The organism is Staphylococcus sp. GDY8P119P, assembly GCF_017892075.1.
GTDB lineage: Bacteria > Bacillota > Bacilli > Staphylococcales > Staphylococcaceae > Staphylococcus > Staphylococcus ureilyticus.
On record NZ_JAESKJ010000015.1, the window covers coordinates 40,063 to 54,784 of the forward strand.

Below are 14,722 nucleotides of genomic sequence, written 5' to 3' on the forward strand. Positions count from 1 at the left end.
TAGTAAACCCTCGTTTCTGTATTAGTTGTATTTTGCTCTTTCGCCACCAATTTTTTTAGGTCTTGAAGAAGCGATTGTAACAATTGCTTCGCCAATTTGCTTCACGCTTGTACGTTCGGGTATTGCTACATGTTTGATATGCATACCAATTAATGTTTGACCAATATCTATACCTTTCGGAACAGTTATAGTTTCAACCACCATAGGCGCTTCCATATGCTGATATGCATACGTAGCTAAACTACCTCCAGCATGGACATCGGGTACAACGGTTACTTCTTCCATCGTTGCGGGGTCGAAGTTAGCTTTTTCAATCGTAATTGCTCTATTGATATGTTCACAGCCTTGAAATACAAAAGAAACGCCTGTTTCCGTTTCAATCTCTTTTAATGCTTCAAATATATCTTTAGCTACTTCCATTGAACCGACGCTACCTATGCGTTCGCCAATCACTTCTGAAGTAGAACAACCTACAATACAAAGCTCATCCTTTTTAAAGAAAGATTTAGACTTTAGTTCATCTAACAATGCTCTTAAATCTTCCATATTAAACACCCCTTATTTATTTTGATAAAAAAGTAAGCCAAAATACATAAGTCCAATCTGGCAAATTTAATTGCTAGCACATTTGCTACACGTAATTATTATAACGTATTTAATGACTTACTCATACTAATTTCACATATTTATTTACTCTAATATTTTATTTTTTAATTTTTCAATCAATGAATTTAATTCATTATAAATTTCAATATAATCTGATTTAGTTCCTCCAAATGGGTCAGAAACATCATCACCATGCAATACATATTCACTTAAAGTAAATATATGTGTATTTACGCCATACGTTTGTTTAATCGCATCTCTATGACTCCTTGACATTGTCAAAATAAGATCTGCATGCATGTCCATCTCAGTGAATTGTTGCGCATTGTCAGGTATTGGCAATTGTTTTTCTTTTAAGATAGCACGCGTATGTTCTGAGGTAGGTGCGCCATCTAATGCAAATAAACCACGCGAAGCAACTTCGATGTCAGGTATTTTAGCTTTTGCAATACTTTCTGCCATTGGACTTCTACAAGTATTACCAGTACAAACAAAAACGATTTTCATAATTTTTCTCCTTTAACGACGGTAAAGTTTGCCGCCTTTTGCATTCGATTCATAATAGCAACTGCTTCGCCACTATTTTCAAATCCAAATATATAAGCTTCTTTTATCTTTTTATTTTTGTCTATATCGTGCAATATTTGATACAAATTATGGTTTGCCCCTTTAATATCTCTTTCATTTTCACACAGTGGAATGAAAGTTGCGTTTTTTGGAATATATTTACATTTATCTTTCGGGAATATAAACGCAACATCACTCCAATCTTTACATGAGGATGGTTGTTGATGAACGCCGTATACAATCGTTATTGGCGTATCTGGCGCATAATGTTTATATTTCATTCCGGGGGCTATAGGTTTTTCTTGATTTAAATCATCTTTTGCTGAAATAGAACCTGGCAAAACATTTTCAATCATCGACTTGGTGATAGATCCTGGACGAGCAATTTTAAATGGGTATTGCGTGCAATCTAACACGGTACTTTCTAAACCTTCTTCACTTTGATCACCATTAACAATACCATCAATGCTTTGGTTTAAATCATGATATACATGTTCAAACTTAGTTGGAGAAGGTCTACCACTTAAATTAGCGCTCGGTGCGGCAATCGGTATGTCTACAAACTCTAATATTTTTCTCCCAATCACATGACTTGGCATTCTAACCGCTATGGATGAAAGTCCACCACTTACACTTTCACATAAATATCCTTTTTTTAATGGTAAAATAAACGAAATTGGTCCTGGCCAAAATTGATTCATCAGTATTTTAACTTCTTGTGAAATATGCTTCGTAAATACATCTAGTTGCTTAACATTATGTATATGCACGATGAGTGGATTATCTGAAGGTCTACCTTTTGCAGCAAAAATATTTTTTATAGTTTGTTCATTTCTTGCATCACCACCTAAACCATATACAGTTTCAGTTGGTATAGCGATGAGTCCACCAGCTTCAAAAATATTTTTTATCTCATTAAAAGCATCTACATTTGCATCTTCTGTCACATGATTTCTTAAATCCCATATTTTTGTTTTCATTTATACTCACCCTTTCATCTTAATTTCAATTTTAAAACAAAATAAGAAGTTATGCACCTTCATGACATATCATGTTAGGTACACAACTTCTTAAATTACCATTTAAAAGAAACCATTCTATCATTATCGTTAATATCTTTTATTATTTGGACACTTACAGCAGGATATTTTTTTTCAATTTTGCTTTTTAATGTAGCTCCTTGTTTATAACCAATCTCAAACACAACAATTGCATTAGGTAATAATACGTCTGGTAATTGATCTAAAATCTTTTCATAAACTTGAAAGCCGTTGTTTTCAGCAAACAAAGCACTCATAGGTTCATATTGTAAAACAGTATCATCCATTAAAGCTTTTTCGCTCTCAGCGATATAGGGGGGATTTGAAATCAATCCATTCACTTTAATATGCTTTTCTATTAATGGATTTAAGGTATCGCCTTGTAAAAATATAACATCTACATCATGATACTCAGCGTTTTCTTTTGCCACAGATAAGGCTTCATCATATAAATCTGTAGCTATAACATCCAAATTTTGATTCATTTTTTTTAGTAAAATAGGTATGTTACCACTACCTGTTCCAATATCTACAACTTTATCTCCCAATTTTACCAAATTATAAAAATGTAGTAATACTTCCTCGGTTTCTGGCCTTGGAATTAAACAATGCTCATTCACTTTAAATATTTCACCATAAAAAGTTTGCGTTCCTACAATATATTGAATCGGTTCGCCTTGTAACATCCTTGCTTCCGCATTATCAAACAACACGTTGTGTGCTTCCGTCATAACTTCATCTGCGTGTAGCAAATAATCTAATTTTTTCCATTGAAATAAATCAAGCATTAACCATTCAGCTCGTGTTACTTCAATACCTTTAGTTTCGCATTTGTCTTGTGCGATTTTTAATCGTTCTCTATAATTCACCATCATTCAGTTCTTTCAATTTATCAGTTTGTTCAGCTAAAGTTAGTGCATCAATAATCTCATCTAACTTACCTTCCATAACTTGCTCTAATTTCTGCAAAGTCAATCCAATACGATGATCCGTTACGCGACTCTGTGGATAATTGTATGTTCTAATTCTCTCTGAGCGATCACCTGAACCGACAGCTGATTTACGCTGTGCAGCATACTTTTGTTGTTCTTCTTGTAATTTCATATCAAATAAACGTGCTTTTAACACTTTCATTGCTTTTTCACGGTTTTGAATTTGAGATTTCTCAGATGATGTAGCAATGACACCTGTCGGTATATGTGTAATTCGAACGGCAGAATCAGTGGTATTTACGTGTTGTCCACCTGCACCACTAGAACGATATGTGTCTACTTTAATATCTTCATTTCGAATCTCTATCTCAACATCTTCAACTTCTGGTAATACGGCAACAGTAGCAGTAGATGTGTGAATACGTCCTCCAGACTCAGTTGCTGGTACACGTTGTACACGATGTGCACCATTTTCGTATTTCAATTTACTGTAAGCGCCTGTTCCTGAAACAGAGAAGCTAATCTCTTTGTAACCACCATGATCACTTTCAGTAGCTTCTACGATATCAGTTTTATAACTATGTGCTTCTGCATATCTAGAATACATTCTAAATAAATCACCAGCAAATATTGCAGCCTCATCCCCACCAGCTGCTGCACGAATTTCAACAATTACGTCTTTTTCATCGTTAGGGTCTTTTGGAATTAACAAGAATTTTAATTCTTCTTCCAGTTCTGGAATTTTTTGACTCAATTCTTGCTTTTCGTCTTTAAGCATTTCGACTTCTTCATCGTCTTTTGTTTCCTGTAACATATCATCTATTTCAGTTACATCTTCTTTAACCTGTTTATACTCACGATATACTTCTACTGTTTTTTGCAAATCAGCCTGTTCTTTTGAATATTTTCGTAAATTGTCTGGATTATTTACGACTTCAGGATCACTTAACATTTCATTTAATTGCTCGTATCTTTCCTCTACAATGTCTAATTGATCAAACACTACATTTCCTCCTTCTCATGATTACTTGGTGCAACAATATGATGTGCCCTACATCTAGGTTCATAGCTTTCGTTAGCGCCAACGAGAATCACTGGATCATCTATTTTTGCTGGATTACCATCAATTAATCGTTGTGTACGGCTTGATGACGAGCCACATACTGCACATACAGCTTGTAGTTTAGTCACTTCTTCACTTACTGCTAATAAATGGGGAATTGGTTCAAATGGTTCACCTCTGAAATCCATATCTAAACCTGCAGTAATCACTCTATGCCCCTTTTCAGCTAATTCTTCAACAATATGGACAATATTATTTTCGAAAAATTGAACTTCATCAATTGCTATAATATCAAAATTTGTTAAATCGTGTTTATAGATCTCAGCTGCTGTCGAGATATTAATTGCCTCAATTGCATTGCCGTTATGCGACACAATCTTATCTTTATGATAGCGATCATCTATTGCCGGTTTAAATACAACCACCTTTTGTTTAGCATATAGTCCACGTCTTAAACGACGAATTAATTCTTCAGATTTACCACTAAACATACTTCCAGTTATACATTCTATCCACCCGGAATGATAAGTTTCATTCATTATGCGTTCCACCCTTTTTCAAAACATAATCGGTTTATTATATCATATTTTCCATCTTAAAATATCAATTTCTCATAAGATATTTGTAATTTAATATGTAATCAAAGTGCTCTAACAACTGTGCAATTCTGTTCAAACCTTCACATCGTCCATGTTAAATAAAAAAGCATTCTCATAAAATGAGAATGCCTTATGACAACAATTATTCGTTGCTTGATTTGAATCCGAATTTCTTGTTGAAACGTTCCACACGACCATCCGCAGCAGCGAATTTTTGACGTCCTGTGTAAAATGGATGTGAATCAGATGAAATATCTAAACGAATAACTGGGTATTCATTTCCATCTTCCCATTCCATTGTTTCTGATGAAGATTTTGTTGAACCACTTAAGAATTTAAAGTCTGTAGTTGTATCTAAAAAGATAACTTTGTGGTATTCAGGATGAATATTTTGTTTCATTTTTTTCAGCTCCTTTGCCCTGAACCATCTGGAACAGAGTTGTTTGTGAGTTTTTTTACCCAATACTTGATAATTATAATTGTTATAAAACTAAAACGCAACCCTAAATCACATATTTAAATGTTAAGCTGCTTTAAATAATTGGCTTACCAGTTTTAGTACTTTCTTTGGCAGCTTGTTGCAATTGTTCAAAGAATTCTTGATTCGTTTTTGTACGTTTTAATTTTCTTACAAATCTTTCTGTGAAATCAAGTGAATCTGTGAACATGTTACGTAGTTGCCAAAGTGACTCTAAATCTTTTGGCGGTATTAGTAACTCTTCTTTACGTGTAGAACTTCGACCAATATCAATAGCTGGAAAGACACGGCGTTCAGCCAGTTTGCGATCAAGGTGTAATTCCATGTTTCCTGTCCCTTTAAATTCTTCATATATCATGTCATCCATACGTGATCCTGTATCTACTAAAGCAGTAGCTAATATCGTCATACTTCCACCAGCTTCAATATTTCTCGCAGCACCAAAGAATGCCTTAGGTTTGTGTAATGAAGCTGGATCTAAACCACCTGAAAGTGTGCGTCCGCTTGGCGGGATAACCAAGTTATATGCACGTGCAAGTCTTGTAATAGAATCCATAAGAATAATGACATCTTTACCTATTTCTACTAAACGCTTGGCACGTTCTAATAGTAATTCTGCTACTTTGACATGGTGCTGTGGTGGTTCATCAAATGTTGAATGAACGACTTCTGCTGATTCTACAGAACGCTCAATATCAGTTACTTCTTCTGGTCTTTCACCCACAAGTAGCACAAATAATTCTGCATCAGGTTTATTGCTTGCGATGGCATTTGCAATTTCTTTCAATAATGACGTTTTCCCAGCTTTTGGCGGGGCAACAATCAAACCACGTTGTCCTAAACCAATTGGCGTAATTAAATCCATAATACGTGTAGAATAATTTTCTTTTGTTGTTTCTAGCTTGATGCGCTCTTCTGGATATAATGGTGTTAATGCTTGGAAATGTGGTCTTTTCTTAACTTCTTCTGCATTCTCATCATTAACAAAATCTACTTGTAGCAAACCATAATACTTTTCATTATCCTTTGGTTTCCTTACTTTACCAGTTACTTTGTCGCCTCTTTTAATTTCAAAACGACGTATTTGGCTAGCAGAGATATAAATATCTTTTTCACCTTTTGAATAATTGACAGTCCTTAAGAAGCCATAACCATCTTGTTGGATATCATCTAAGATACCTTCCATATAATAGTTGCCATCTTTTTCCATCTGGGCTTCCATAATTGCAAGAACTAACTCTTTTTTATTTAATTTACTATAGTTTGTTAATTTCAGTGATTTTGCTTTTTGAGTGAGATCTTTAGTAGTGTAATTTTTATATAACTCGTGGAACGATTCGTACTGAGGTGATGTTCGTACTTTATCAGGCATTATCTTGCACCCATTTCATAAAAAAGTTTTAAATAACATAGAGGGCTACGCTATTTACCTTTATAACTATAGCAAATATTTTATTTAATTACAAAATGTATTTCAATTTTTGAAATTTATTAATACTGCTTTAAAGCTAATTAGTTAATAAAACAGTATGTTAAATTGTAATGCTTTAATTTATAATTCAAAATTTCTAAAAATAATTAGAGCTAAGCAAAGGTATCTCTGGTTCAATCATTAACATCAATTGTCATTGAGAAATATAAAAACTGACCTTTGCATATCGTAATAGACTTATATTAGGAATTGGAGATTGTCGTTTCGTTAAGTAATATAAGTTAAACATTCATTTTTGGCGATTTTATAATGTCCTTATACCGAAGAAATGGTGGTTATGAGAGGCTACAGGCTCAAATCATATCCTCACGCATGCATGTTAAAAATCGGAAGATTAAAAAATGACTAATCCATAAGCATACGGATTAGTCATTTTTAAGCGTGAGATTATTTGTCACAGTATATTTTTATTACAACTTATAATTTTATTTTGTATTAAATTACGCGTTAAAATATCCTGCAATAGATTTAACTTCTAAGAATTCTTCTATGCCATAATCTCCCCATTCGCGTCCTAAACCTGATTGTTTATAGCCACCGAATGGTAAGTCTGGTTTTCGTCCAGCTTCATTTATTTCAACTGTTCCAGCCTCAATTGAACGCGCAACTTTATGCAGTTTTTCTTTGTCTTGTCCATATACATAACCAGCTAAGCCATATTTCGTATCATTTGCAATTTCAATTGCTTCGTCTAAATCGTTGTAAGTGATCACAGACATAACAGGACCGAAAATTTCTTCTTGTGCAATTGTCATATCATTTTCAACATTATTAAAAATAGTTGGTCTTGCAAAATAGCCTTTTTCCAAGTTTTCAGGTTTTCCAGGACCACCGTATAATAATTCGGCACCTTCTTCTACACCTTTATCAATATATGATTGAACTTGATCAAATTGTTTTTTACTAATAATTGGTCCTACTTGTGTACCTTCTTCACGAGGATCACCAACTTTAACTTGGCTAAATTTTTCTTTAACAACTGTTAAGAATTCTTCTTTTATACTTGCTGGTACCAATGTTCTAGTTCCTGCAGTACAAACTTGTCCTGTATTATTGACGACTTTACCAGTTGCTGCACTTGCAGCACCATCAATATCAGCATCATCTAAAATAATATAAGGAGATTTACCTCCTAATTCTAATGATACTTTTTTGAAATCTTCAGCTGCTTTCTTCATAATGCTTGCACCAGTTGGACCAGATCCAGTAAAGGACATCATTCTTACTTTTGGATGTTCACTTAGTGGATTTCCAACGCCTTGGCCATCACCATTCACTAAGTTAAATACACCTTTAGGTACGCCAACTTTATCAAATATTTCTGCTAAAATGATGGCTGCAAATGGTGTTTCTTCTGATGGTTTTAATACAACTGGGCTTCCTGCCGCAAAAGCTGCTGCTAATTTTAATGAAGTTTGGTTAGTTGGGAAATTCCATGGTGTAATTAATCCAGCAACACCAATTGCTTCCTTAACAACTAAATCGTCGCCACGTCTTTCTTCAAATTCAAAATTATCTAATGCATCTCGTGCAGCTTCAAAATGATTTAATCCCATTTGATAATGGACATTTTCAGATACTTTTAAAGGAGCTCCTAATTCGTCAGTTATTGCGTCAACAATATCATCTTTTCTATTTTTATATTCTTGAACAATTTTATCTAACAGTTCTTTTCTTTCTGCTACAGAACTTTGTCTAAATTCTAAATATACTTTATCTGCTGCTTCTACCGCTTTATCAACATCCTCTTTATTGCCTTTAGCAATTGTGCCTGCCACTTCTTCAGTTGCTGGGTTGATTACATCAAGTGTTTCTCCACTTGCACTTTCTACCCATTCTCCGTCGATATATTGTTTAGTGAAATTTCTCATCAATTATTCACTCCTTAATTTGTGTTCATGCTTTTATTCTAACCTAGATTTTTAATTTTAAAACATATCTGCTCATTCCAAATCATTGCAAACGTTGTTATTACAGGGTTTTACGCCTGAAATTTGTGCATAGTTATAATAGCATTATTGCGTTATATATCAATTAGAAATAACATTTATATCCTTAAAATTTTGCTTTATTTAGAATATTTAAACATACCATGACATGTCAATCGGCACATCCACTCTTAATCAACAAAATTATTTTAACACTACTAAAGGTTAGATGATTCGACAATAAATAAAAAAGCTATAAAGAAATCTTCAATTAAAGATTTCTTTATAGCTAATCTTAGTATGTTAAAAACAGACTAGATATAACAATCATATTCAAATAAAATATTACATGAAAATGTCAAATTAAAAAGTTAAAATCATTCGCTTTCTAACTCGATATATTCTTGGGCCCATTTTTCCATAGGAACCAATGCCGATGCTAAGGCATCACCTTTATCTGTAAGTTGATATAAAATGTTCATAGGACTAGTAGAAATAATTTTTTTCTCTACAAGTCCCCATTCATTAAGGTCTGTGAGCTTTATGCTAAGTGCACGAGGCGTAATTGTTTTCAAATCACGTTTCATATCAGAAAAATGAGCAGATTTTTCCGTGCACCTAGACAAGTAATTAATGATAAGACCGTTCCAACTTCTACCTACTATTTTAAAGGTCTCTTCTAGATAAGGGCAAACCTCCATGGTCATCACCTCATATCAATTATATTTCCCCACTGCATAAATTATAATTTACTTTATACATTCAGTATAATTATTATACCACATGTTTTATATTTTTTCAGTCCAAATGTCTGCTCCAAGTGATTTTAGTGTTTTAACAATATTAGTATAACCACGATAAATATGTTTTACATTATAAATTGTAGTAACACCTTCAGCTAATAAGCCAGCTACAATTAGACAAGCACCTGCACGTAAATCACTCGCGTATACTTCTGCGCCTGTTAATTTAGATGGTTTGATTGTTGCAGTACCATTATCTGATGTAATATTAGCACCCATATTTTTAAGTTCTTCGACATGCTTGAATCGAGCTGGATAGATTGTTTCAGTCACAAAAGAAACTCCATCAGCCATAAATAATAATGGCGTAATAGGTTGTTGTAAATCTGTAGCAAAACCTGGGTATACTAATGTTTTAATATCTACACTAGAATATGGTGTACTTCTCTTAATTGTTACACTATCATCACCAACATTTATGTTTACACCAAGTTCTTTCAACTTAACAGTTAATGGCTCAACATGGGTAGGGATAATATTATTAATCACAATATCTTCACCACAAGCTGCGGCAATACACATATAAGTTCCTGCTTCAATTCTATCTGGTATCACTTGATGATGTGATCCATGTAAATGCTCAACACCTTTTATTTTGATTGTACTTGTACCAGCACCTTTAATATTAGCGCCTAAACTTGTTAAGAAGTTAGCTACATCAACCACTTCTGGTTCTTTCGCTGCGTTTTCAATTACAGTTTGTCCTTCAGCTCGTACTGCTGCCAACATAATATTAATCGTTGCACCTACACTAACGATATCTAAAAATATATTAGCACCTATTAAACGATCAGCTTCAATTTTCATAGATGTTTCACTGGATTCATCAACATGCGCTCCTAATGCTTTAAAACCCTTGATGTGTTGATCAATCGGTCGTGGACCTAATGGACAACCGCCAGGCAACCCAATTACACATTTTTTAAATCTACCTAACATTGCCCCCATCATATAATATGAAGCACGTAGTGATTCTACTTTATTATTAGGTAATGGAGCATTTTCAATTTCATTTGGATCAACTTCAAGTGTTGTGCCGTCTAGCTTTGCATCAATATTCAAATCACCTAATAAACTCACTAGCGTTTCAACATCTGAGATTTGTGGTAACCCTTCTATTGTAACTTTATCTTCCGCTAGAATTGTAGCTGGAATGATTGCTACAGCACTATTTTTTGCACCATGATTATTAACTTCACCTTTTAGTGTTTGACCGCCTCTAATTTTTATTACTTCTTGAGCCATTCGCTTGATCTCCTTTGCCTTTCAATCAGTATTTCAATTTAATTACATTATTTGCATTATAAAGTAAAAAAATGAAGTTTGCAAAACACACCAATGAAACAAAACTTTTTTAATTTTAAATTATGTATTGCTTCACTTTTATGTATACTATAATGATATTTTTATTCCCGATTTAATAGGGTTCAAATCTTATTTATCTTATTTCTGTTTAAAATTTATGTTGATATTTCAATTTGCTTAATTTTAACGCTCATAGATTATAACATAAAAAAATAAGACTGCGACATTAAAAATTGTCACAGCCTTACCGATTGAATCATCAAGATTACTTTAAAATATGCATCTTTCTATTATAGGCAGATTATTTAGCTCTATTTGATGTACCAAACTCTTTAATTTTACCCACTACTGTTGTTTTAATCGCTTCACGTGCTGGTCCTAAATACTTACGAGGATCATACATTTCTTTATCATTGTCTAAAGCTTCACGTACTGCTTTTGCAGAAGCAATTTGATTTTCTGTATTAACATTGATTTTTGCAGTGCCAAATGGAATCGCTTTTTGAATATCTTTAGTTGGGATACCAGTTCCACCATGTAATACTAATGGTAAGCCAGTTGAAGCACCAATTTCTTCCATTTCTTTAAATCCTAATTTTGGTTCACCTTTATACGGTCCGTGAACTGAACCTAACGCTGGTGCTAAAGTATCAATACCTGTTCTTTCAACAAGCTCCTGACATTCTTTAGGATCTGCATAAATAACACCTTCAGCAACAACATCGTCTTCTTGTCCACCTACTGTACCTAATTCAGCTTCTACCGATACACCATGTTCGTGAGCATATTCAACTACTTTTGATGTAATTGCTACGTTATCTTCAAATGACTCATGAGAAGCATCAATCATAACTGATGTAAATCCAGCATCGATAGCTTCTTTACATTTATCAAAACTTGAACCATGGTCTAAGTGAATTGCAACTGGAATCGAAATTTCTTTATCGTGCATTAATCCTTCTACCATTTTAACTACTGTATAGAATCCGCCCATATAACGTGCTGCACCTTCAGAAACTCCTAAAATAACTGGAGCATTTTCTTCTTGTGAAGCTTCCAATATCGCTTGTGTAAATTCTAAGTTATTTAAGTTGTATTGGCCAACCGCATAACCATTTTCTTTTGCATCGATTAACATTTCTTTCATTGAAACTAAAGGCATGAAAGTTCCTCCTTAGTGCATTGAGCACATATTTTTACAATTTAATTATATCAAAATCCCAAACAATTTGCATTCTTCTATTCATTTGTAAGCGTTTTTAATTTATTTTTTTAATTTATTCCATTTAAATCAGTCTTTAGCATTCATATTTTTATATAAAATTGCAATATTTTCTATCATTATTTAAAATAAGTTGAGTGAATAGATCGGAGGTACATATATGTCTAAAATTTTAAACACACAATTAAATGGTGTTTTCAATCGAATTGAAGCACAAGATTTAGATATTCAAATGGCAGCTCAATGCTTAATTCAAGCAATAGGTGGAGAAGGTAATGTGTTTGTTAAAGGTTATGGGGACTTGAATTTTTTTGAAAATTATATTTTAAATAGTAATGAAAAGTTAGAATCTAGTGTTGCATTATCCTCACTTAATACATTCGAAGATATTGACACAACAGATAGAGTGTTTCTTTTTTCCCCTTACTATACTGAGAATGTTGAAAATGATGTTAAGTCATTAATTGCAAATGATGTAGACTTTGTCTTAATTTGTAATAAACCAAAAACAGGAAATTTTCCAGATCATTTATTTCATTTTGTTAATCTAAGTACACCAAGACCTATTGTGTATACCGAAGATTACGATAAAATTGTTATACCACATCCAATTGCATTCAACTACATTTATTATGATATATATACACAAATGGTTGAAATGGTTAGAGATTTAAATCTTTAACATCTAAATCACTATTATTCTTGATATCTCATCAAATTTAATAAACAAACTAACTTTAAAAAGGCTGAAACGAATGTCATCGTTTCAGCCTTTTTAATCAATATTTACTTTGTTTGTTGATGATTCAATGATGCTTCTATAAATGCTTTGAATATAGGTTGTGGTCGATTAGGTCTAGATAAGAATTCTGGATGAAATTGACATGCAACGAAGAAATCATTTTCAGGAATTTCTACCATTTCAATCAATCTACCGTCTGGACTAGTTCCAGAGAAAATCATACCTTTTTCTTCTAGCTGATCTCTATATTCATTATTGAACTCATAACGATGACGATGTCTTTCTTCTACATCTACTGCGTCATAGATTTTATGCGCTAAAGTTCCTTCTTTAATATGACATGGGTACAGCCCTAATCTTAACGTACCACCTAAATCTTCAATGTCTTTCTGTTCAGGCAATAGGTCAATGATCGGATGTGGCGTTGAGGGATCTAATTCTGCAGAGTGTGCATTTTCTAAGCCAAGTACATTTCTTGCAAACTCTACTGTAGCAAGTTGCATTCCTAAACAGATACCGAAATATGGTACATTATTCTCTCTCGCGTATTTGATAGCGGATATTTTTCCTTCACTTGCTCTGAATCCAAATCCACCAGGAACTAAAATGCCATCAACATCATTCAGTATATCATGTACATTTTCATCAGTTACCTCACTAGAATCTATCCACTTAACTTCAATATCCTTTTTAAATGGATAACCTGCATGTTTTAACGATTCAACTACTGATAAATAAGCATCTTGAAGACTTACATATTTACCAACTAAGCCGATAGTTATTTTGCCATCTAAACTGTTTACTGTATCTAGTAAATACTGCCATTCGTCTAACTGAGTATCATACTTAGCGTTAAGTTCTAAGCGTTGAATTACAATATCATCCATGTCCTGTTTACTTAATTGTAATGGAATTTCATAAAGTGAATCTGCATCGCGACATTCAATGACACTTTCTTTGTTAATATCACAGAATAAAGCAATTTTATCTTTTAAATCTTGTGTTAATTCATATTCTGTACGTACTACGATTAAGTCTGGTTGAATACCCAACCCACGAAGTTCTTTAACACTATGTTGTGTGGGTTTTGTTTTCATTTCACCGGCAGCTTTTATAAATGGTAAAAGTGTACAATGTACGTACATGACATTTTCACGACCCAAGTCACTACGAATTTGTCTAATCGCTTCTATAAATGGTAATGATTCAATATCTCCAGTAGTACCGCCAATTTCAGTAATAACTACATCAGCATTCGTACTTTCTCCTGCTAAAAGTAAACGCTCTTTAATTTCATTTGTAATATGAGGAATTACTTGAACTGTACCACCAAGATAATCCCCACGGCGTTCTTTTTTCAAAACATGTGAATAAACTTTACCAGCAGTAACATTTGAATACTTATTTAAATTAATGTCAATAAATCTTTCATAATGTCCTAAGTCTAAATCTGTTTCCGCACCATCATCAGTAACAAATACTTCACCGTGTTGGTATGGACTCATTGTACCTGGGTCAACATTTAAATAGGGATCAAATTTTTGTATTGTAACTTTTAATCCTCTATCTTTTAATAAACGTCCTAAAGATGCTGCTGTGATACCTTTACCTAGTGAAGATACAACTCCACCAGTTACAAAAATAAATTTTGTCATTTTCTGCCTCCTATTATTAAAACAGTCATTCCCACAATACCAACAAAAATTTATGGCATGTTTCATTAATCATTGAAATAGTTATAATTTATGTAAACGTCTAAGCGTTATAATTTTTAAATGTCATTATATTCACTAAAAATAACGTCATAAATTAAAATTTTATAAAATTTGTATAGTCATTTAAATAAAAAAATCGCTCCCTCTCACAGCATTTGCAAGGGGGAGCGTATAACATTTATACACGTCGTCCTAATTAAAGGAGCCCGAATAAAATTTTATCATTTTCG

Annotated in this window: 14 protein-coding genes; 1 reads left to right on the forward strand and 13 read right to left on the reverse strand. The window is 33.2% G+C overall.

The window, feature by feature from the left end; translation table 11 throughout:
- Positions 1–21: 21 nt before the first annotated feature.
- The 12 genes from KA830_RS12520 to fdaB all read right to left on the reverse strand — a co-directional run bounded on the left by KA830_RS12520 (position 22) and on the right by fdaB (position 11,975).
- Positions 22–546, reverse strand: a complete 525-nt coding sequence (locus tag KA830_RS12520; RefSeq protein WP_046207756.1) for a TIGR01440 family protein — start codon at positions 544–546, stop codon at positions 22–24.
- A gap of 144 nt (positions 547–690) precedes the next feature.
- On the reverse strand, positions 691–1,113 hold the full coding sequence (locus KA830_RS12525) for a low molecular weight protein arginine phosphatase (RefSeq protein WP_046207755.1): 423 nt from the start codon (positions 1,111–1,113) through the stop codon (positions 691–693).
- Positions 1,110–2,153, reverse strand: coding sequence for an L-threonylcarbamoyladenylate synthase (locus tag KA830_RS12530; protein WP_046207754.1), 1,044 nt, complete (start codon positions 2,151–2,153; stop codon positions 1,110–1,112). Before KA830_RS12530 ends, KA830_RS12525 begins: the two co-directional genes overlap by 4 nt.
- 95 nt (positions 2,154–2,248) lie before the next feature.
- Complete coding sequence (gene prmC / locus KA830_RS12535) at positions 2,249–3,085, reverse strand: peptide chain release factor N(5)-glutamine methyltransferase (RefSeq protein WP_210134288.1); 837 nt, start codon at positions 3,083–3,085, stop codon at positions 2,249–2,251.
- Positions 3,072–4,148, reverse strand: a complete 1,077-nt coding sequence (prfA, locus tag KA830_RS12540) for a peptide chain release factor 1 (RefSeq protein WP_046207752.1) — start codon at positions 4,146–4,148, stop codon at positions 3,072–3,074. Before prfA ends, prmC begins: the two co-directional genes overlap by 14 nt.
- Positions 4,148–4,747 (reverse strand): thymidine kinase, encoded by a 600-nt coding sequence (locus KA830_RS12545; RefSeq protein ID WP_046207751.1) that lies wholly within the window; start codon positions 4,745–4,747, stop codon positions 4,148–4,150. The genes prfA and KA830_RS12545 overlap by 1 nt, the downstream gene beginning before the upstream one ends.
- A gap of 202 nt (positions 4,748–4,949) precedes the next feature.
- On the reverse strand, positions 4,950–5,207 hold the full coding sequence (locus KA830_RS12550; RefSeq protein ID WP_019468287.1) for a type B 50S ribosomal protein L31: 258 nt from the start codon (positions 5,205–5,207) through the stop codon (positions 4,950–4,952).
- Between the two features lie 133 nt (positions 5,208–5,340).
- Entirely contained in the window at positions 5,341–6,657 is a 1,317-nt protein-coding gene (rho, locus tag KA830_RS12555; protein WP_046207750.1) for a transcription termination factor Rho, read from the reverse strand.
- A gap of 560 nt (positions 6,658–7,217) precedes the next feature.
- Positions 7,218–8,648: an aldehyde dehydrogenase family protein gene (locus KA830_RS12560; protein WP_204179708.1), complete on the reverse strand. Its 1,431-nt coding sequence runs from the start codon at positions 8,646–8,648 to the stop codon at positions 7,218–7,220.
- Between the two features lie 434 nt (positions 8,649–9,082).
- Positions 9,083–9,406 (reverse strand): winged helix-turn-helix transcriptional regulator, encoded by a 324-nt coding sequence (locus KA830_RS12565; RefSeq protein WP_046207748.1) that lies wholly within the window; start codon positions 9,404–9,406, stop codon positions 9,083–9,085.
- An 87-nt stretch (positions 9,407–9,493) separates the two neighbouring features.
- Positions 9,494–10,753: a UDP-N-acetylglucosamine 1-carboxyvinyltransferase gene (locus KA830_RS12570; RefSeq protein WP_046207747.1), complete on the reverse strand. Its 1,260-nt coding sequence runs from the start codon at positions 10,751–10,753 to the stop codon at positions 9,494–9,496.
- A 361-nt stretch (positions 10,754–11,114) separates the two neighbouring features.
- Positions 11,115–11,975: a class IIb fructose-bisphosphate aldolase FdaB gene (gene fdaB, locus KA830_RS12575; protein WP_046207746.1), complete on the reverse strand. Its 861-nt coding sequence runs from the start codon at positions 11,973–11,975 to the stop codon at positions 11,115–11,117.
- 220 nt (positions 11,976–12,195) lie between these two features.
- Between fdaB and KA830_RS12580 the strand changes: the two genes are divergently transcribed.
- A complete protein-coding gene (locus KA830_RS12580) occupies positions 12,196–12,717 on the forward strand; it encodes a DUF2529 family protein (protein ID WP_046207745.1) in 522 nt (173 codons plus the stop codon).
- A 104-nt stretch (positions 12,718–12,821) separates the two neighbouring features.
- On the opposite strand, the gene KA830_RS12585 is transcribed toward KA830_RS12580, so the two are convergent.
- Positions 12,822–14,432 carry a CTP synthase gene (locus KA830_RS12585; RefSeq protein ID WP_204179706.1) on the reverse strand — a complete coding sequence of 537 codons (1,611 nt, stop codon included), beginning with the start codon at positions 14,430–14,432 and terminating at the stop codon, positions 12,822–12,824.
- Between the last annotated feature and the right edge of the window lie 290 nt (positions 14,433–14,722).

Excerpts from the sequence above, each read along its gene's own strand:
- KA830_RS12525 (WP_046207755.1), bottom strand. The coding sequence starts at position 1,113 with ATGAAAATCGTTTTTGTTTGTACTGGTAATACTTGTAGAAGTCCAATG.
- prmC (WP_210134288.1), bottom strand. The coding sequence starts at position 3,085 with ATGGTGAATTATAGAGAACGATTAAAAATCGCACAAGACAAATGCGAA.
- KA830_RS12550 (WP_019468287.1), bottom strand. The coding sequence starts at position 5,207 with ATGAAACAAAATATTCATCCTGAATACCACAAAGTTATCTTTTTAGAT.
- KA830_RS12545 (WP_046207751.1), bottom strand. The coding sequence starts at position 4,747 with ATGAATGAAACTTATCATTCCGGGTGGATAGAATGTATAACTGGAAGT.
- KA830_RS12585 (WP_204179706.1), bottom strand. The coding sequence starts at position 14,432 with ATGACAAAATTTATTTTTGTAACTGGTGGAGTTGTATCTTCACTAGGT.
- KA830_RS12520 (WP_046207756.1), bottom strand. The coding sequence starts at position 546 with ATGGAAGATTTAAGAGCATTGTTAGATGAACTAAAGTCTAAATCTTTC.
- KA830_RS12580 (WP_046207745.1), top strand. The coding sequence starts at position 12,196 with ATGTCTAAAATTTTAAACACACAATTAAATGGTGTTTTCAATCGAATT.
- KA830_RS12560 (WP_204179708.1), bottom strand. The coding sequence starts at position 8,648 with ATGAGAAATTTCACTAAACAATATATCGACGGAGAATGGGTAGAAAGT.
- rho (WP_046207750.1), bottom strand. The coding sequence starts at position 6,657 with ATGCCTGATAAAGTACGAACATCACCTCAGTACGAATCGTTCCACGAG.
- KA830_RS12530 (WP_046207754.1), bottom strand. The coding sequence starts at position 2,153 with ATGAAAACAAAAATATGGGATTTAAGAAATCATGTGACAGAAGATGCA.
- KA830_RS12565 (WP_046207748.1), bottom strand. The coding sequence starts at position 9,406 with ATGGAGGTTTGCCCTTATCTAGAAGAGACCTTTAAAATAGTAGGTAGA.
- KA830_RS12570 (WP_046207747.1), bottom strand. The coding sequence starts at position 10,753 with ATGGCTCAAGAAGTAATAAAAATTAGAGGCGGTCAAACACTAAAAGGT.
- fdaB (WP_046207746.1), bottom strand. The coding sequence starts at position 11,975 with ATGCCTTTAGTTTCAATGAAAGAAATGTTAATCGATGCAAAAGAAAAT.